The organism is Betaproteobacteria bacterium, assembly GCA_016709965.1.
Lineage (GTDB): Bacteria > Pseudomonadota > Gammaproteobacteria > Burkholderiales > Rhodocyclaceae > Azonexus > Azonexus amarohabitans.
Genome location: JADJLT010000006.1, coordinates 468024 through 488003 on the forward strand (window position 1 = coordinate 468024; position 19980 = coordinate 488003).

Below are 19980 nucleotides of genomic sequence, written 5' to 3' on the forward strand. Positions count from 1 at the left end.
TGATGGCGGTTAAAAATGCCTTCTACGCGCAGTCGGGGGGCGTTACCGCCGTCATTAATACCACGGCGTGCGGCCTGATTCAGGAAGCACGCCGGCATCCCGACAAAATCGGAAAAGTACTTGCCGGGCGCGACGGCATCATTGGCGCCCTGACCGAGGATTTGATCGACACCAGTCTCGAATCCGATGAAATGATTGCCCGCCTGCGTCATACGCCAGGCGGCGCTTTTGGGTCCTGCCGTTACAAGTTGAAAAGTCTGGAGCAGCATCGGGCACAGTACGAACGCCTGATCGAAGTCTTCAAGGCACACGACATCGGCTATTTTTTCTACAACGGCGGCAACGATTCCATGGATACCGCTTGGAAGGTTTCGCAAATTGCTGAAAAAATGGGCTATCCGGTCGTTTGCGTTGGCGTACCCAAGACGGTGGACAACGATCTGCCGCATACCGATTGCTGTCCGGGATTCGGTTCGGTTGCCAAATATGTGGCAACGTCCATCCGCGAGGCAGGTTATGACGTGGCCTCAATGGCGCGCACATCGACCAAGATATTTGTGCTTGAAGTGATGGGGCGTCACGCCGGATGGATTACTGCCGCCTGCGGTCTGGCTTCGGAAAGTGCCGGTGAACCGCCGCACATCCTGCTATTCCCTGAAGTACCGTTCGATCCTGAGCGTTTCCTGTCCCGTGTCGACGAGTGCGTCAAGCGGTTCGGCTACTGTACGGTGGCGGTTTCAGAAGGGCTCTCTGACGCTGCCGGCAATCTGATTGCCGAATCGGGCGCCAAGGATGCTTTTGGCCATTCACAATTGGGTGGCGTTGGCCAGATGGTGGCCCAATTGATCAAGGACAGGCTGGGTTATAAATATCACTGGGCGTTGGCAGATTACCTGCAGCGCTCGGCTCGTCATCTGGCGTCGCGCACAGATCTTGAGCAAGCTCACGCCTTGGGTGTTGCTGCGGTCGACCTGGCTTTGCAGGGGAAAAACGCGGTGATGGCTACCATCGAGCGCTTGGCTGAGTCACCTTATCGCTGGGAAATCGGTGATGCGCCGCTGGCTGAAATCGCCAATGTGGAGCGCAAAATGCCACCAGAGTTCATTGCGCCGGATGGTTTTCACATTACGGATGCGTGTCGGGCCTATCTGCAGCCGTTGATCGAGGGAGAAGAGCCGCCGCCTTATCGTAACGGTCTACCCGATTATGTGCGTTTGAAGAATATCTCGGTGCCTAAAAAGCTGGAGGCATTCGCAGTCTGAGTTTTTGTTGGTCAGTTTGTCACTAAGGGGAGAATAATGAGTACAGCGTTGTTACTGGCACTTGGTTGTGCCGTGTTGGCTGTCCTGTATGGCTGGGTTTCCAGTCGACAGATTCTCGCGTTGCCTGCCGGCAACGAGCGAATGCAAGAAATTGCAAAGGCCATCCAGGAGGGGGCGGAGGCCTACCTTAGCCGGCAATACAAGACGATTGCGATGGTTGGCGTTATTCTATTTCTTGTTATCGGGCTAGTACCCAAACTTGGCTGGCTGACTGCTTTCGGTTTCCTGATTGGTGCTGTGCTTTCTGGTGCTGCTGGCTTTATTGGCATGAATGTCTCGGTGCGGGCCAACGTTCGGACGGCTGAAGCGGCGCGCAAAGGGATTGCTGCGGCGCTTGACGTTGCGTTCAAAGGCGGGGCAATTACCGGCATGTTGGTTGTTGGCCTCGGGTTGATCGGCGTTGCTGGCTACTACGCCTTCCTGAAATCAATGAATAGTTCGGGTGCCGATCTACACCACGTGATTGAACCGCTGGTTGGCTTGGCTTTTGGTTCTTCGCTGATCTCCATCTTTGCTCGACTTGGTGGCGGCATCTTTACCAAGGGCGCCGACGTTGGCGCCGATCTGGTCGGCAAGGTTGAAGCTGGGATTCCAGAGGATGATCCCCGTAACCCGGCGGTTATTGCCGACAACGTCGGTGACAACGTTGGCGACTGCGCCGGCATGGCGGCCGACTTGTTCGAAACCTATGCGGTGACGGTAGTAGCAACCATGGTACTGGCTGCGCTGATTATCAAGACGACGGCCAGTCTTGGTGAAAACCTGGTGCTCTATCCGCTGGCATTGGGCGGCGTTTCCATCATCGCCTCCATTGTCGGCTGCTATTTCGTCAAGGCCACCGAAGGCGGCAAGATCATGGCGGCCTTGTATCGCGGCCTGATCGTCGCCGGCGTGCTCGCGCTAATCTTCTATTATCCGGTTACTTCATGGCTGATCGGCGCCGGTGCAACGCTGCCTGATGGTACGGTGATCAATACCATGACGATGTTCGGCTGTTCTGTCGTTGGTCTTGTCCTGACTGCAGCGCTGGTCTGGATCACCGAGTATTACACGGGCACCGATTACGCCCCGGTGAAGCACGTCGCAGCTGCCTGCCAGACAGGCCATGCTACCAATATCATCGCCGGCATTGGCGTTTCAATGAAGGCGACCGCGCTACCGGTTCTTTCGGTGTGTGCCGCGATCTATGCTGCCTTTGCGATGGGTGGCCTGTTCGGTATCGCCATCGCCGCAACCTCCATGCTGTCGATGGCCGGTATCGTTGTTGCCCTGGACGCTTATGGCCCGATCACCGACAATGCTGGCGGTATTGCCGAAATGGCTGAACTGCCGAAGGAGGTGCGCAATGTCACTGATCCTCTGGATGCAGTTGGCAACACCACGAAGGCTGTAACCAAGGGTTATGCTATCGGTTCGGCTGGTCTGGCCGCCCTTGTTTTGTTTGCAGATTATACCCATGGTCTGGAAGCGGTGTCGGGCAAGGTGTTTACCTTCGATTTGTCCAACCATCTCGTTATCATCGGTCTTTTCATCGGTGGCCTGATTCCGTTCCTTTTTGGGGCAATGGCCATGGAGGCCGTAGGGCGGTCAGCAGGTGCTGTTGTGGTCGAGGTTCGTCGCCAGTTCAAGGAAATTCCAGGCATTATGGAAGGAACGGCCAAGCCGGACTATTCCCGTGCCGTGGATATGCTGACCGTGGCAGCGATCAAGGAAATGATGCTTCCGTCCATCCTGCCGGTTGCGGTGCCTATCGTGGTCGGACTGATTCTTGGCCCTGTTGCGCTGGGTGGCTTGCTGGTTGGTACTATCGTCACCGGTTTGTTTGTCGCGATTTCCATGACGACAGGTGGCGGTGCTTGGGATAATGCCAAGAAATATATCGAAGATGGTCATTTCGGTGGCAAAGGTTCTGATGCGCACAAGGCTGCTGTTACCGGCGATACCGTGGGTGATCCCTATAAAGATACGGCTGGTCCTGCCGTTAATCCTCTTATCAAGATCATCAATCTGGTTGCATTGCTGATTGTTCCGCTGATTGCTTGATTTGTTGGGTGTCGTTCTAAAAAGGCGGCTTAGGCCGCCTTTTTACATTTCTTTGATATGCGCTTTTTAGGCCAAGTTAAAATCTTGAAAAGAAATTTGGGAGTGGCATGAGCGAAGTTGCAAGCGGTTCCTCGGGAATTGGTGTTTCCGGAATGCGGGAAGATCTCCTGCATCATGACCCTTTGTTGGACTGTCTGGTTGAGCTGACACGAATTCACGGTCGTCCGAGTACTCGAGCCGCGCTTGTCGCCGGATTGCCGCTCGAAAAAGGTTCGCTGACCCCATCTCTTTTCAGTCGCGCCGCGAGTCGTGCCGGACTTTCAGCCAAGGTTGTCAAGCGCTCTCTGGATCGTATTGATGACGCACTTTTGCCTGCTGTTCTTTTGCTTGAAGGCGAGGAGGCTTGCGTTCTCCTTGGCTGGGATGAGTCCGGCGAAATTGCGCGCTTGCTTTTTCCGGAGACCGGCCAAGGCTCCGTTCAGCTTTCCCGGGAAAAACTGGCTGGGAAATATATCGGCGTAGCGCTATTTGCCAGGCCCCATTTCCGATTTGATAGCCGCACGCCGCAGGTCGGTGATATCCGACTTCGACACTGGTTCTGGGGGGCTTTGGCCGATCAGTGGCCTGTTTATCGCGATGTTCTTGGCGCAGCATTGCTGATCAACGTGGTTGCGCTGGTTATGCCGCTATTTACGATGAACGTCTATGATCGAGTTGTCCCGAATCGTGCCATGGAGACGCTTTGGGTGCTCGCGCTCGGCGTGATTCTGATGATTTGCGTCGACATGGTATTGCGATCTTTGCGTGGCTATTTTATTGACCTTGCCAGTGCCCGGATCGACATCCAGCTTTCAGCGACGATCATGGAGCGTGTACTCGGTGTTCGAATGGAGGCAAGACCCGCTGCCGTTGGCGCGTTCTCCTCAAATTTGCGCTCTTTTGAGTCAGTTCGCGATTTCATTACTTCGGCGTCGGTGACGGCTTTCATTGACCTTCCGTTTGCCATGCTTTTTGTGCTGGTGATTGCGCTGATTGCCTGGCAATTGATCATTCCGGTGCTGCTGGCCATCGTGCTGGTTGTTGTTTATGCATATATTTTGCAGCACAAGATGCATGCGCTGTCCGAATCGACTTATCGAGCTGCGGCTCAGCGTAATGCCACGTTGATTGAAAGTCTGACTGCGCTTGAGACCATCAAGACACAAGGAGCCGAAGGACTCATGCAGTCGAAGTGGGAAAAGTCGGTCTCGTTTGTTGCCAGAGTGAATAGCCAGATGCGATTTTTGTCAGCGGCGGCAACGAACGGCGCGATGGAAATCCAGCAGATCGTCAATGTTGTTGTCGTGATCTCAGGGGTTTATCTGATAGCCGATGGAAAACTCAGTATGGGTGGATTGATTGCCTGCACGATGTTGACTTCGCGAGCGGTTGCACCTTTGGGTCAAATGGTGGGGCTGTTGATGCAGTATCACAATGCCAAGGTGGCGCTGACCTCACTAGAAAAAATCATGCAGAATCCGATTGAACGTCCTTCGGATGCCAATTTTGTTCATCGTCCTGAGTTGAAGGGCAATATTGAATTCCGCGATGTTCAATTTAGTTACCCGAATTGCCAGGTTGCTGCGCTGAAAGGTCTGACCTGCAAAATTAACGAAGGCGACAAGGTCGTTGTAATCGGTCGCATCGGCTCCGGCAAGACAACGTTGCAAAAGCTGTTGCTGGGGTTGTATCAGCCAACTGACGGGGCTGTCAGTATTGATGGTGTTGACCTCAGGCAATTGGATCCGGCTGACTTGCGCCGCAATATCGGTTACGTGGCACAGGATGTCACGTTGTTTTATGGCACCTTACGGGAAAATATTGCTCTCGGTGCTCCCTATGCCGATGATGCAACCATAGTGGCGGCTGCAGAGGCGGGAGGGTTGACCGAGTTTGTCAATCGCCATCCGGACGGATTCGACATGATGATTGGCGAGCGAGGAGATTCACTCTCTGGCGGACAGCGCCAAGGCGTGGCGATAGCTCGTGCCTTCCTGATGGATCCACCAATCCTGCTACTTGATGAGCCGACCAGTGCGATGGACTTTTCGTCTGAACAGCAGTTCAAGGAGCGTCTCCGGCAAATGGCGGCTCATAAGACGGTCGTGATTGTCACTCATCGCAATAGCTTGCTTGATCTGGCAACGAGGGTCATGGTTGTTGACGATGGTCGTATCGTTGCAGACGGCCCGCGTGACCAGGTTATCCAGGCTTTGCAGAGTGGTCGTATCGGGAGAGCGTCATGAGCCGCCTGAAAGCGATTTTTGGCTCGTTGCATGCGGGTTTGGAAAGACTGGCCCAGAAAGGTGTTCCTTATGTTGAAAAAATTCTTGGGCGGTTGCCGAGCAAGGAAGATATTCAGGCTGTCGATTTTGCAACCGATGCAGATCTGGCTATCTTGCGTCAGGAGCCATTGAGGGCGCGGGTTCTTTTGCGCGCTATCGGGATTGTTTTTTTGCTCTTTGTCGTATGGGCCGCCTTGGCGCAACTGGATGAGGTAACGCGTGGTGAAGGCAAGGTTATCCCTTCGCGGCAGGTTCAGATTCTTCAAAGTATTGATGGCGGCTTGGTTTCCGAAATCCTTGTGCATGAAGGCGATATTGTCCAGGCCAACCAGTTGCTTATTAAAATTGACGAAACCCGTTTTGTTTCTTCAGTCAAGGAAAATCAGGCTCAGTATCTCGGCTTGGTCGCCAAGGCTTCAAGGTTGAGGGCGATTGCGGAAGGGAAGCCTTTTGTGCCGCCGCCCGAGGTTGCCAATGCTGATCCATCCATCGTCGCGCAGGAGAAAAAGCTTTATGAGGCCAGAAATGACGAGCTGGCTGCTGCAATTTCAATTGCTCGCCAGCAACTCAATCAGCGACAACAGGAATTGAACGAAGCACAGGCAAAGAGGGCGCAAGCGTCACAGGGCTACGACCTGACAGCCAGGGAGCTGACTGTAACGCGGCCATTGATCAACTCCGGGGCGGTATCCGAGGTTGAGTTATTACGTCTTGAGCGCGATGTTTCTCGCTATCGTGGTGAGCGAGACATGGCTACGGCTCAGATTTCCAGGGTGCAATCTGCTATCAGTGAGGCTCAGCGAAAAATTGAAGAGGTGGAGCTGGCATTTCGCAACGATGCTGGCAAAGAGCTTTCTGAAACGATGGCAAAGCTGAATAGCTTGGCAGAGGGCAGCATTGCTCTTTCTGATCGAGTCAAGCAGTCCTCGATTCGCTCGCCCGTTAAAGGAACGGTAAAACGTTTGCTGGTAAATACGGTGGGTGGGGTTGTTCAGCCAGGCAAGGATATGATCGAAATTGTTCCTCTTGAAGATACCTTGTTACTGGAGGCCCGAGTTTTGCCACGGGATATTGCTTTTTTGAGGCCGGGGCAACCAGTCATAGTTAAATTCACCGCATACGATTTCCCGATCTATGGCGGACTGGACGGAACCCTTGAGCATATCGGGGCGGATACCGTCATGGATGACAAAGGCAATGCTTTTTACACTGTTCGTGTCCGAACCAGCAAGCCTGGGTTTGGTGATTCAAATTTGCCAATCATCCCGGGCATGGTTGCTGAAGTGGATATTTTGACAGGCAAGAAAAGCGTTCTTGCATACATGCTCAAGCCGGTGCTACGAGCTAAAAGCGTTGCGTTGACGGAGCGTTGATGCAACATTGGATAGTGGATAAGGAGGCTGTGGCGTTGTCTTCTTGGCAAGAAGCGATACCGCGAGCTGTTATCTTGCGGCGTGATCAGGTGTTGTCAGGTTTTTCTGAAACACCGGGAGTTTACTGGTGCCGCCTCAGGATTGGAGAGGCTCTGGATGATGTCATGCCACCAAAAGTCCTTCGTGCCGGCCAGTTGGTGGTTGTGCTAGCGGATGAGCCGGATGAGTCGGTTGTCAGTGATGCCTTGGCTGCCGGTGCTTCCGGATGTTGTAATACCTATGCGGCGCCCGAGGTTCTGCGCCAGGTTATGCTGGTCGTTGAGAATGGTGGTTTGTGGATCGGGCAGTCATTGCTGCAGAAGTTGGTTGGCAGCACATCGCGTTTGTTTAGTCAGCGCTCATCGGGACAGAATACGGAAAGTTGTTTGTCACTACTCTCCGAGAGAGAGGCTCAGGTCGCCAGGTTGGTGGCCGGTGGTGCAAGTAATAAGGAAATAGCCGAGCAGCTTTTCATAACGGAAAGAACGGTCAAGGCGCATCTTTCCGCGGTGTTCGAAAAACTTGGCCTGCGTGATCGACTTCAGCTCTCCTTGAAAATCAATGGATTGAGCATCTGAAATTTTTTTGTTAGAAATTTCACGTTTTTTCACTAGGTTGTACTTTAGTTCAATAGCTTGTTGGAATTGATACATTTACACTTTTAGTATTGCTAATAGTGTCTGGAGTATCACCATGGCTCAAGCCCAAGTTGTCGCACACCTTTCTGTTCTTTCCGGTCAGGCGTTTGTACGTGATAGCGCAGGAAACACTCGTCGTCTCAAACTCGGAGACGCGATCCGTGAGGGTGAAAGCGTGGTTGCTGCGGATGGTGCAAAGGTTGTTTTGGCCCTTGCTGATGGTCGTGAAATGGCTATTCGTCCGGGTGAGACAGCGAAGATTGATTCGGAGGTAGCTGCGCAGATCAAACCGGATGCCGCGGATAGTTCTGTTGCAAATGACCCTCAAGGATTTCAGAAAATCGTCGCTGCGTTGAAGTCGGGCAATGATCTTGATAGCTTGCTGGAAGAGGAGGCTCCAGCCGCAGGGCTGGTTGGACAGGGAGGCAACGAGGGACATACTTTCGTGGAATTGCTTCGTATCGTTGAAACCGTTGATCCTTTGGCTTTCCAGTTTGGCACGTATCGCGGGCGTCCGATCGAAACCATCGAAGGAGCCCCCCTGAAGCAGAGTGCTGCTCTGGATGCGATTAACGATAGCAATAGTTTGCAGATCAATGGCACGGCCAGCGGTAGTGTGCTGGCTAACGACACCAATCCACTCAATGGCCAGCTGACGGTAACCGGGTTCAGCATCGATATCAACGGTGATGGTGTGTCAGAGGTTTTCACTCCTGGTCAGTTAGCGACAATTGCTGGTGTTGGGTCGTTGTCCATCGCTGCCAATGGGGCTTATACATTTGTACCTGTGCACAATTATGCTGGACCTATCCCGGTCGCGAGCTACGCGATCAGTGACGGCCAGGGGGGTAGCGATACTGCCAGCTTGGTGCTGACCATTATTCCCAATGCTGCGCCGGATGCGATCAATGATGGTCCGATAGCAGTGCATGAAGATACGCCAGTCTCCGGAAATGTTCTGGCGAACGATACTGATCAAAATGGCAATCCGTTGTTGGTTACCGGCTTTAGCATCGATACAGATGGTGATGGCGTTCCGGAACTATTTGTGCCGGGACAGATTGCAACAATTATTGGTGTGGGCACTTTGTTTATCGGCACGGACGGTGCCTACACATTTACTCCTGCTTCCAACTACTATGGCCCGGTTCCCGTAGCAACATACGACATCAGCGATGGTCTGGGGGGGGTAGATACGGCGATGTTGATTCTGGGGCCAGTGACTCCGGTCAACGATGCTCCCGTCCCGGTCGTAACGCCTGCATCCGGAGACGAAGACACGCCGATTGTGGTCAACCTGTCGGGCACCGATCCGGACGGTACCGTACAAAGCGTAACCGTGACGATCTTGCCGCCAGCCTCAGAAGGCGTGCTTTACCTACCGGATGGCGTTACCACGGTCGCTGCCGGTACGCCGCTGACTCCATCCGATGCGGCTCATCTGGTCTTTGTCCCGGCTTTGGACTTTAACGGCCCAGTCAATATTTCATTTACGGTTACCGATAATCAGGGCCTCGAGTCGGTGCCTGCCATTGCGCCGATTATGGTCAATCCGGTGGTTGATCCCGTGATATCCATCGACGATGTCACGGTCAATGAAGCGGCAGGTACGATGACCTTTACGGTTACTCTGGATCAGCCAACCTCCGCGACGGTCAGCGTCAATTTTGCGACGACGCCTGGTTCTGCGGTCTCCCCGCAGGACTTTACTTCAGTCGGTGGCGTTTTGACGTTTGCGCCGGGTGTGGTGACGCAAGTGGTGACGGTCAACATCAAAAATGATGGGATTTACGAAGGCTCGGAAACCTTCAACGTTAACCTGACGAGTCCGGTCAACGCGACGATTGGAGATGGCCTGGGCATTGGCACCATCAAGGATGACGGGACGGGTGTGGGCGGCACGGACGATGACCGGCCGACGCTCAGCATCAGCAACCCGACGGTGGCGGAAGACGGCGGACACGCCGTGTTCACCCTCAGTCTGTCCAACGCTAGCACCATCCCGACCACGGTCAGTCTGGCGCTTGGCAACGGCACGGCGAGCAGCCCGGCCGACTACACCACGGGTCTGGAAGTGTCGACTGACGGAGGTGTGACCTGGACCCCGGCGAACAGCGCCACCTTTGCGGCGGGCGTTACCAGCGTTCTGGCGCGCACCCCGATCGTTGATGACAACCTGGCCGGAGTCGGCCGAAACCTTCACGCTGACGGCGACCACCACGGTGGGCGCCACCGCCAACCCGAGTGCGGTGGGCACCGCCAGCATCACCGACAACGACACCCCGGCCTTCTCGATCAATGATGTGACGGTCAACGAAGGGGCGGGCACCATCACCTTCACGGTGACCCTGAGTAACCCGAGCGCGACGGCGACCACCGTGGCCTACGACACCACCCCGGGCACGGCCAGCACCCCGGCCGACTACGCGGCGGGCGTTGATGGCCTGACCGGCACGCTGAGCTTTGCCGCCGGCGTCACCAGCCAGACCATCACTCTCAACATTGCCAACGACACCGTCTACGAAGGGGCCGAAACCCTCAACGTCAACCTCAGCGGTGCCACGGGTGGCGCCACCATCAGTGACGCGCTGGGCATTGGCACCATCATGGACGACGGCACGGGGACGGGTGGCAGCAACGACGACCGGCCGCAAGTCGGCAGCGTTAGCAGCCCGACGGTGGTTGAAGGCGGCAACCTTGACTTTGCCGTCACCCTGACCACCACCAGCACCACCCCGACCGTGGTCACCCTGACCCCGGCCAGTGGCAGTGCCACACTTGGCACCGACACCAGTCCGCTGCAAGTCTCCTTCGATGGCGGCACCACGTGGTCGCCGGTCGTTGGCAGCACGGTGACGGTTCCGGCCGGCAACCCGGGCTTCCTCGTCCGAGTCCCGACCGTTGATGACAATATTTCCGAACCGACCGAGACGCTGACGCTCAGCGCCTCGACGGCGCAGAACCTCGCCCCGGTACAAGGCACCGGCAGCATCACCGACAACGACGGCACGCCGACGCTCGCCCTCACGGGCCCGGCCCTGGTTAACGAAGCCGCCGGCACGCTGACCTACACCGTGACGCTCTCCAACCCGAGCGCCAGCACGGTCACCGTTGGCTACAACACCGCTGACGGCACGGCCACCGTGGCCGGCAACGACTACGTGGCGAGCACCGGCACCTTGAGCTTCGCCCCGGGCGAAACCGTCAAGACCTTCACGGTGGCCATCAACAACGACAACACCTATGAAGGCAACGAGAACTACAGCGTCAATCTCGCTGCCCCGGTGAACGCCACCATCGCCACCGGCACGGTCAGCACGACCATTGCCGACGACGGCACGGGGGTCGGTGGCAGCAACGACGACCGTCCGCAAGTTGGCAGCATCAGCAGCCCGACGGTGGCCGAAGGCGGCAACCTGGACTTCGCCGTCACCCTGACCCACCCGAGCACCACCCCGACCGTGGTCACCCTGACCCCGGCCAGTGGCAGTGCGACGCTGGGCACCGACACCAGCCCGCTGCAAGTCAGCTTTGACGGTGGCCTGAACTGGTCGCCGGTGGTTGGCAGCACGGTCAGCGTGCCGGCCGGCAACACCGACTTCATCGTTCGTGTGCCGACTGTTGATGACAATATTTCCGAACCGACCGAGACGATGACGCTGGGTGCAGCCACGGCGCAGAACGCGGCGCCGGTGGTGGGTACTGGCAGCATTACCGACAACGACGGCACGCCGAGCCTGTCGATCGACGACGTCACGGTCAATGAAGCGGCCGGCACGGCCACCTTCACGGTGACCCTCTCCAACCCGAGCGCAGGCACGGTGACGGTGGGTTACAACACGAGTGATGGCACGGCGACGGTTGCGGGCAACGACTACGATGCGAGCACGGGCAGCCTGACGTTTGCGCCGGGTGTGGTGACGCAAGTGGTGACGGTCAACATCAAAATGATGGGATTTACGAAGGCTCGGAAACCTTCAACGTTAACCTGACGAGTCCGGTCAACGCGACGATTGGAGATGGCCTGGGCATTGGCACCATCAAGGATGACGGGACGGGTGTGGGCGGCACGGACGATGACCGGCCGACGCTCAGCATCAGCAACCCGACGGTGGCGGAAGACGGCGGACACGCCGTGTTCACCCTCAGTCTGTCCAACGCTAGCACCATCCCGACCACGGTCAGTCTGGCGCTTGGCAACGGCACGGCGAGCAGCCCGGCCGACTACACCACGGGTCTGGAAGTGTCGACTGACGGAGGTGTGACCTGGACCCCGGCGAACAGCGCCACCTTTGCGGCGGGCGTTACCAGCGTTCTGGCGCGCACCCCGATCGTTGATGACAACCTGGCCGAGTCGGCCGAAACCTTCACGCTGACGGCGACCACCACGGCGGGCGCCACCGCCAACCCGAGTGCGGTGGGCACCGCCAGCATCACCGACAACGACACCCCGGCCTTCTCGATCAATGATGTGACGGTCAACGAAGGGGCGGGCACCATCACCTTCACGGTGACCCTGAGTAACCCGAGCGCGACGGCGACCACCGTGGCCTACGACACCACCCCGGGCACGGCCAGCACCCCGGCCGACTACGCGGCGGGCGTTGATGGCCTGACCGGCACGCTGAGCTTTGCCGCCGGCGTCACCAGCCAGACCATCACTCTCAACATTGCCAACGACACCGTCTACGAAGGGGCCGAAACCCTCAACGTCAACCTCAGCGGTGCCACGGGTGGCGCCACCATCAGTGACGCGCTGGGCATTGGCACCATCATGGACGACGGCACGGGGACGGGTGGCAGCAACGACGACCGGCCGCAAGTCGGCAGCGTTAGCAGCCCGACGGTGGTTGAAGGCGGCAACCTTGACTTTGCCGTCACCCTGACCACCACCAGCACCACCCCGACCGTGGTCACCCTGACCCCGGCCAGTGGCAGTGCCACACTTGGCACCGACACCAGTCCGCTGCAAGTCTCCTTCGATGGCGGCACCACGTGGTCGCCGGTCGTTGGCAGCACGGTGACGGTTCCGGCCGGCAACCCGGGCTTCCTCGTCCGAGTCCCGACCGTTGATGACAATATTTCCGAACCGACCGAGACGCTGACGCTCAGCGCCTCGACGGCGCAGAACCTCGCCCCGGTACAAGGCACCGGCAGCATCACCGACAACGACGGCACGCCGACGCTCGCCCTCACGGGCCCGGCCCTGGTTAACGAAGCCGCCGGCACGCTGACCTACACCGTGACGCTCTCCAACCCGAGCGCCAGCACGGTCACCGTTGGCTACAACACCGCTGACGGCACGGCCACCGTGGCCGGCAACGACTACGTGGCGAGCACCGGCACCTTGAGCTTCGCCCCGGGCGAAACCGTCAAGACCTTCACGGTGGCCATCAACAACGACAACACCTATGAAGGCAACGAGAACTACAGCGTCAATCTCGCTGCCCCGGTGAACGCCACCATCGCCACCGGCACGGTCAGCACGACCATTGCCGACGACGGCACGGGGGTCGGTGGCAGCAACGACGACCGTCCGCAAGTTGGCAGCATCAGCAGCCCGACGGTGGCCGAAGGCGGCAACCTGGACTTCGCCGTCACCCTGACCCACCCGAGCACCACCCCGACCGTGGTCACCCTGACCCCGGCCAGTGGCAGTGCGACGCTGGGCACCGACACCAGCCCGCTGCAAGTCAGCTTTGACGGTGGCCTGAACTGGTCGCCGGTGGTTGGCAGCACGGTCAGCGTGCCGGCCGGCAACACCGACTTCATCGTTCGTGTGCCGACCGTTGATGACAATATTTCCGAACCGACCGAGACGATGACGCTGGGTGCAGCCACGGCGCAGAACGCGGCGCCGGTGGTGGGTACTGGCAGCATTACCGACAACGACGGCACGCCGAGCCTGTCGATCGACGACGTCACGGTCAATGAAGCGGCCGGCACGGCCACCTTCACGGTGACCCTCTCCAACCCGAGCGCAGGCACGGTGACGGTGGGTTACAACACGAGTGATGGCACGGCGACGGTTGCGGGCAACGACTACGATGCGAGCACGGGCAGCCTGACGTTTGCGCCGGGTGTGGTGACGCAAGTGGTGACGGTCAACATCAAAAATGATGGGATTTACGAAGGCTCGGAAACCTTCAACGTTAACCTGACGAGTCCGGTCAACCGCGACGATTGGAGATGGCCTGGGCATAGGCACCATCAAGGATGACGGCAGCGGTCTGGGCGGCAGCGATGATGACCGTCCGACGCTGGCGGTGAGCAACCCGACGGTGGCGGAAGACGGCGGCCACGCCGTGTTCACCCTCAGTCTGTCCAACGCCAGCAGCATCCCGACCACGGTCAGTCTGGCGCTTGGCAACGGCACGGCAAGCAGCCCGGCCGACTACACCACGGGTCTGGAAGTGTCGACTGACGGAGGTGTGACCTGGACCCCGGCGAACAGCGCCACCTTTGCGGCGGGCGTTACCAGCGTTCTGGCGCGCACCCCGATCGTTGATGACAACCTGGCCGAGTCGGCCGAAACCTTCACGCTGACGGCGACCACCACGGCGGGCGCCACCGCCAACCCGAGTGCGGTGGGCACCGCCAGCATCACCGACAACGACACCCCCGGCCTTCTCGATCAATGATGTGACGGTCAACGAAGGGGCGGGCACCATCACCTTCACGGTGACCCTGAGTAACCCGAGCGCGACGGCGACCACCGTGGCCTACGACACCACCCCGGGCACGGCCAGCACCCCGGCCGACTACGCGGCGGGCGTTGATGGCCTGACCGGCACGCTGAGCTTTGCCGCCGGCGTCACCAGCCAGACCATCACTCTCAACATTGCCAACGACACCGTCTACGAAGGGGCCGAAACCCTCAACGTCAACCTCAGCGGTGCCACGGGTGGCGCCACCATCAGTGACGCGCTGGGCATTGGCACCATCATGGACGACGGCACGGGGACGGGTGGCAGCAACGACGACCGGCCGCAAGTCGGCAGCGTTAGCAGCCCGACGGTGGTTGAAGGCGGCAACCTTGACTTTGCCGTCACCCTGACCACCACCAGCACCACCCCGACCGTGGTCACCCTGACCCCGGCCAGTGGCAGTGCCACACTTGGCACCGACACCAGTCCGCTGCAAGTCTCCTTCGATGGCGGCACCACGTGGTCGCCGGTCGTTGGCAGCACGGTGACGGTTCCGGCCGGCAACCCGGGCTTCCTCGTCCGAGTCCCGACCGTTGATGACAATATTTCCGAACCGACCGAGACGCTGACGCTCAGCGCCTCGACGGCGCAGAACCTCGCCCCGGTACAAGGCACCGGCAGCATCACCGACAACGACGGCACGCCGACGCTCGCCCTCACGGGCCCGGCCCTGGTTAACGAAGCCGCCGGCACGCTGACCTACACCGTGACGCTCTCCAACCCGAGCGCCAGCACGGTCACCGTTGGCTACAACACCGCTGACGGCACGGCCACCGTGGCCGGCAACGACTACGTGGCGAGCACCGGCACCTTGAGCTTCGCCCCGGGCGAAACCGTCAAGACCTTCACGGTGGCCATCAACAACGACAACACCTATGAAGGCAACGAGAACTACAGCGTCAATCTCGCTGCCCCGGTGAACGCCACCATCGCCACCGGCACGGTCAGCACGACCATTGCCGACGACGGCACGGGGTCGGTGGCAGCAACGACGACCGTCCGCAAGTTGGCAGCATCAGCAGCCCGACGGTGGCCGAAGGCGGCAACCTGGACTTCGCCGTCACCCTGACCCACCCGAGCACCACCCCGACCGTGGTCACCCTGACCCCGGCCAGTGGCAGTGCGACGCTGGGCACCGACACCAGCCCGCTGCAAGTCAGCTTTGACGGTGGCCTGAACTGGTCGCCGGTGGTTGGCAGCACGGTCAGCGTGCCGGCCGGCAACACCGACTTCATCGTTCGTGTGCCGACTGTTGATGACAATATTTCCGAACCGACCGAGACGATGACGCTGGGTGCAGCCACGGCGCAGAACGCGGCGCCGGTGGTGGGTACTGGCAGCATTACCGACAACGACGGCACGCCGAGCCTGTCGATCGACGACGTCACGGTCAATGAAGCGGCCGGCACGGCCACCTTCACGGTGACCCTCTCCAACCCGAGCGCAGGCACGGTGACGGTGGGTTACAACACGAGTGATGGCACGGCGACGGTTGCGGGCAACGACTACGATGCGAGCACGGGCAGCCTGACGTTTGCGCCGGGTGTGGTGACGCAAGTGGTGACGGTCAACATCAAAAATGATGGGATTTACGAAGGCTCGGAAACCTTCAACGTTAACCTGACGAGTCCGGTCAACGCGACGATTGGAGATGGCCTGGGCATTGGCACCATCAAGGATGACGGGACGGGTGTGGGCGGCACGGACGATGACCGGCCGACGCTCAGCATCAGCAACCCGACGGTGGCGGAAGACGGCGGACACGCCGTGTTCACCCTCAGTCTGTCCAACGCTAGCACCATCCCGACCACGGTCAGTCTGGCGCTTGGCAACGGCACGGCGAGCAGCCCGGCCGACTACACCACGGGTCTGGAAGTGTCGACTGACGGAGGTGTGACCTGGACCCCGGCGAACAGCGCCACCTTTGCGGCGGGCGTTACCAGCGTTCTGGCGCGCACCCCGATCGTTGATGACAACCTGGCCGAGTCGGCCGAAACCTTCACGCTGACGGCGACCACCACGGCGGGCGCCACCGCCAACCCGAGTGCGGTGGGCACCGCCAGCATCACCGACAACGACACCCCGGCCTTCTCGATCAATGATGTGACGGTCAACGAAGGGGCGGGCACCATCACCTTCACGGTGACCCTGAGTAACCCGAGCGCGACGGCGACCACCGTGGCCTACGACACCACCCCGGGCACGGCCAGCACCCCGGCCGACTACGCGGCGGGCGTTGATGGCCTGACCGGCACGCTGAGCTTTGCCGCCGGCGTCACCAGCCAGACCATCACTCTCAACATTGCCAACGACACCGTCTACGAAGGGGCCGAAACCCTCAACGTCAACCTCAGCGGTGCCACGGGTGGCGCCACCATCAGTGACGCGCTGGGCATTGGCACCATCATGGACGACGGCACGGGGACGGGTGGCAGCAACGACGACCGGCCGCAAGTCGGCAGCGTTAGCAGCCCGACGGTGGTTGAAGGCGGCAACCTTGACTTTGCCGTCACCCTGACCACCACCAGCACCACCCCGACCGTGGTCACCCTGACCCCGGCCAGTGGCAGTGCCACACTTGGCACCGACACCAGTCCGCTGCAAGTCTCCTTCGATGGCGGCACCACGTGGTCGCCGGTCGTTGGCAGCACGGTGACGGTTCCGGCCGGCAACCCGGGCTTCCTCGTCCGAGTCCCGACCGTTGATGACAATATTTCCGAACCGACCGAGACGCTGACGCTCAGCGCCTCGACGGCGCAGAACCTCGCCCCGGTACAAGGCACCGGCAGCATCACCGACAACGACGGCACGCCGACGCTCGCCCTCACGGGCCCGGCCCTGGTTAACGAAGCCGCCGGCACGCTGACCTACACCGTGACGCTCTCCAACCCGAGCGCCAGCACGGTCACCGTTGGCTACAACACCGCTGACGGCACGGCCACCGTGGCCGGCAACGACTACGTGGCGAGCACCGGCACCTTTGAGCTTCGCCCCGGGCGAAACCGTCAAGACCTTCACGGTGGCCATCAACAACGACAACACCTATGAAGGCAACGAGAACTACAGCGTCAATCTCGCTGCCCCGGTGAACGCCACCATCGCCACCGGCACGGTCAGCACGACCATTGCCGACGACGGCACGGGGGTCGGTGGCAGCAACGACGACCGTCCGCAAGTTGGCAGCATCAGCAGCCCGACGGTGGCCGAAGGCGGCAACCTGGACTTCGCCGTCACCCTGACCCACCCGAGCACCACCCCGACCGTGGTCACCCTGACCCCGGCCAGTGGCAGTGCGACGCTGGGCACCGACACCAGCCCGCTGCAAGTCAGCTTTGACGGTGGCCTGAACTGGTCGCCGGTGGTTGGCAGCACGGTCAGCGTGCCGGCCGGCAACACCGACTTCATCGTTCGTGTGCCGACTGTTGATGACAATATTTCCGAACCGACCGAGACGATGACGCTGGGTGCAGCCACGGCGCAGAACGCGGCGCCGGTGGTGGGTACTGGCAGCATTACCGACAACGACGGCACGCCGAGCCTGTCGATCGACGACGTCACGGTCAATGAAGCGGGGCCGGCACGGCCACCTTCACGGTGACCCTCTCCAACCCGGAGCGCAGGCACGGTGACGGTGGGTTACAACACGAGTGATGGCACGGCGACGGTTGCGGGCAACGACTACGATGCGAGCACGGGCAGCCTGACGTTTGCGCCGGGTGTGGTGACGCAAGTGGTGACGGTCAACATCAAAATGATGGGATTTACGAAGGCTCGGAAACCTTCAACGTTAACCTGACGAGTCCGGTCAACGCGACGATTGGAGATGGCCTGGGCATTGGCACCATCAAGGATGACGGGACGGGTGTGGGCGGCACGGACGATGACCGGCCGACGCTAGCATCAGCAACCCGACGGTGGCTGAAGACGGTGGACACGCCGTGTTCACCCTCAGTCTGTCCAACGCTAGCACCATCCCGACCACGGTCAGTCTGGCGCTTGGCAACGGCACGGCGAGCAGCCCGGCCGACTACACCACGGGTCTGGAAGTGTCGACTGACGGAGGTGTGACCTGGACCCCGGCGAACAGCGCCACCTTTGCGGCGGGCGTTACCAGCGTTCTGGCGCGCACCCCGATCGTTGATGACAACCTGGCCGAGTCGGCCGAAACCTTCACGCTGACGGCGACCACCACGGCGGGCGCCACCGCCAACCCGAGTGCGGTGGGCACCGCCAGCATCACCGACAACGACACCCCGGCCTTCTCGATCAATGATGTGACGGTCAACGAAGGGGCGGGCACCATCACCTTCACGGTGACCCTGAGTAACCCGAGCGCGACGGCGACCACCGTGGCCTACGACACCACCCCGGGCACGGCCAGCACCCCGGCCGACTACGCGGCGGGCGTTGATGGCCTGACCGGCACGCTGAGCTTTGCCGCCGGCGTCACCAGCCAGACCATCACTCTCAACATTGCCAACGACACCGTCTACGAAGGGGCCGAAACCCTCAACGTCAACCTCAGCGGTGCCACGGGTGGCGCCACCATCAGTGACGCGCTGGGCATTGGCACCATCATGGACGACGGCACGGGGACGGGTGGCAGCAACGACGACCGGCCGCAAGTCGGCAGCGTTAGCAGCCCGACGGTGGTTGAAGGCGGCAACCTTGACTTTGCCGTCACCCTGACCACCACCAGCACCACCCCGACCGTGGTCACCCTGACCCCGGCCAGTGGCAGTGCCACACTTGGCACCGACACCAGTCCGCTGCAAGTCTCCTTCGATGGCGGCACCACGTGGTCGCCGGTCGTTGGCAGCACGGTGACGGTTCCGGCCGGCAACCCGGGCTTCCTCGTCCGAGTCCCGACCGTTGATGACAATATTTCCGAACCGACCGAGACGCTGACGCTCAGCGCCTCGACGGCGCAGAACCTCGCCCCGGTACAAGGCACCGGCAGCATCACCGACAACGACGGCACGCCGACGCTCGCCCTCACGGGCCCGGCCCTGGTTAACGAAGCCGCCGGCACGCTGACCTACACCGTGACGCTCTCCAACCCGAGCGCCAGCACGGTCACCGTTGGCTACAACACCGCTGACGGCACGGCCACCGTGGCCGGCAACGACTACGTGGCGAGCACCGGCACCTTGAGCTTCGCCCCGGGCGAAACCGTCAAGACCTTCACGGTGGCCATCAACAACGACAACACCTATGAAGGCAACGAGAACTACAGCGTCAATCTCGCTGCCCCGGTGGAACGCCACCATCGCCACCGGCACGGTCAGCACGACCATTGCCGACGACGGCACGGGGGTCGGTGGCAGCAACGACGACCGTCCGCAAGTTGGCAGCATCAGCAGCCCGACGGTGGCCGAAGGCGGCAACCTGGACTTCGCCGTCACCCTGACCCACCCGAGCACCACCCCGACCGTGGTCACCCTGACCCCGGCCAGTGGCAGTGCGACGCTGGGCACCGACACCAGCCCGCTGCAAGTCAGCTTTGACGGTGGCCTGAACTGGTCGCCGGTGGT

14 protein-coding genes and 1 pseudogene are annotated in these 19980 nt (G+C 60.0%); all 15 read left to right on the plus strand.

Annotated elements, in window-relative coordinates:
* The first annotated feature begins 2 nt into the window (after window positions 1–2).
* The 15 genes and pseudogenes from IPJ12_16705 (at window position 3) to IPJ12_16775 (ending at window position 19953) form a co-directional block, all read left to right on the plus strand.
* Entirely contained in the window at window positions 3–1262 is a 1260-nt protein-coding gene (locus IPJ12_16705) for a 6-phosphofructokinase (protein ID MBK7648741.1), read from the plus strand.
* A 36-nt stretch (window positions 1263–1298) separates the two neighbouring features.
* Window positions 1299–3365 (plus strand): sodium-translocating pyrophosphatase, encoded by a 2067-nt coding sequence (locus tag IPJ12_16710; protein MBK7648742.1) that lies wholly within the window; start codon window positions 1299–1301, stop codon window positions 3363–3365.
* Between the two features lie 107 nt (window positions 3366–3472).
* The gene (locus IPJ12_16715; GenBank protein ID MBK7648743.1) at window positions 3473–5650 is read left to right on the plus strand and encodes a type I secretion system permease/ATPase; all 2178 of its coding nucleotides are present in this window, start codon (window positions 3473–3475) and stop codon (window positions 5648–5650) included.
* Window positions 5647–7062 carry an HlyD family type I secretion periplasmic adaptor subunit gene (locus tag IPJ12_16720; protein MBK7648744.1) on the plus strand — a complete coding sequence of 472 codons (1416 nt, stop codon included), beginning with the start codon at window positions 5647–5649 and terminating at the stop codon, window positions 7060–7062. The genes IPJ12_16715 and IPJ12_16720 overlap by 4 nt, the downstream gene beginning before the upstream one ends.
* Before the next feature lie 164 nt (window positions 7063–7226).
* Window positions 7227–7679 (plus strand): response regulator transcription factor, encoded by a 453-nt coding sequence (locus IPJ12_16725; GenBank protein ID MBK7648745.1) that lies wholly within the window; start codon window positions 7227–7229, stop codon window positions 7677–7679.
* Window positions 7680–7794: 115 nt separating this feature from the next.
* Entirely contained in the window at window positions 7795–10041 is a 2247-nt protein-coding gene (locus IPJ12_16730; GenBank protein ID MBK7648746.1) for a retention module-containing protein, read from the plus strand.
* 304 nt (window positions 10042–10345) lie between these two features.
* Window positions 10346–11017 (plus strand): annotated as a pseudogene (locus IPJ12_16735) (hypothetical protein).
* 375 nt (window positions 11018–11392) lie between these two features.
* Window positions 11393–11731, plus strand: a complete 339-nt coding sequence (locus IPJ12_16740) for a hypothetical protein (GenBank protein MBK7648747.1) — start codon at window positions 11393–11395, stop codon at window positions 11729–11731.
* A gap of 68 nt (window positions 11732–11799) precedes the next feature.
* Window positions 11800–13959 carry a hypothetical protein gene (locus tag IPJ12_16745; GenBank protein ID MBK7648748.1) on the plus strand — a complete coding sequence of 720 codons (2160 nt, stop codon included), beginning with the start codon at window positions 11800–11802 and terminating at the stop codon, window positions 13957–13959.
* Between the two features lie 46 nt (window positions 13960–14005).
* Window positions 14006–14380: a hypothetical protein gene (locus IPJ12_16750; GenBank protein MBK7648749.1), complete on the plus strand. Its 375-nt coding sequence runs from the start codon at window positions 14006–14008 to the stop codon at window positions 14378–14380.
* 1 nt (window position 14381) lies between these two features.
* Window positions 14382–15515 carry a hypothetical protein gene (locus IPJ12_16755; protein MBK7648750.1) on the plus strand — a complete coding sequence of 378 codons (1134 nt, stop codon included), beginning with the start codon at window positions 14382–14384 and terminating at the stop codon, window positions 15513–15515.
* Entirely contained in the window at window positions 15476–17494 is a 2019-nt protein-coding gene (locus IPJ12_16760) for a hypothetical protein (GenBank protein MBK7648751.1), read from the plus strand. The genes IPJ12_16755 and IPJ12_16760 overlap by 40 nt, the downstream gene beginning before the upstream one ends.
* The gene (locus IPJ12_16765; GenBank protein MBK7648752.1) at window positions 17427–18044 is read left to right on the plus strand and encodes a hypothetical protein; all 618 of its coding nucleotides are present in this window, start codon (window positions 17427–17429) and stop codon (window positions 18042–18044) included. The genes IPJ12_16760 and IPJ12_16765 overlap by 68 nt, the downstream gene beginning before the upstream one ends.
* 33 nt (window positions 18045–18077) lie before the next feature.
* The gene (locus IPJ12_16770; GenBank protein MBK7648753.1) at window positions 18078–18242 is read left to right on the plus strand and encodes a hypothetical protein; all 165 of its coding nucleotides are present in this window, start codon (window positions 18078–18080) and stop codon (window positions 18240–18242) included.
* A 118-nt stretch (window positions 18243–18360) separates the two neighbouring features.
* A complete protein-coding gene (locus IPJ12_16775) occupies window positions 18361–19953 on the plus strand; it encodes a hypothetical protein (protein MBK7648754.1) in 1593 nt (530 codons plus the stop codon).
* Window positions 19954–19980 lie beyond the last annotated feature (27 nt).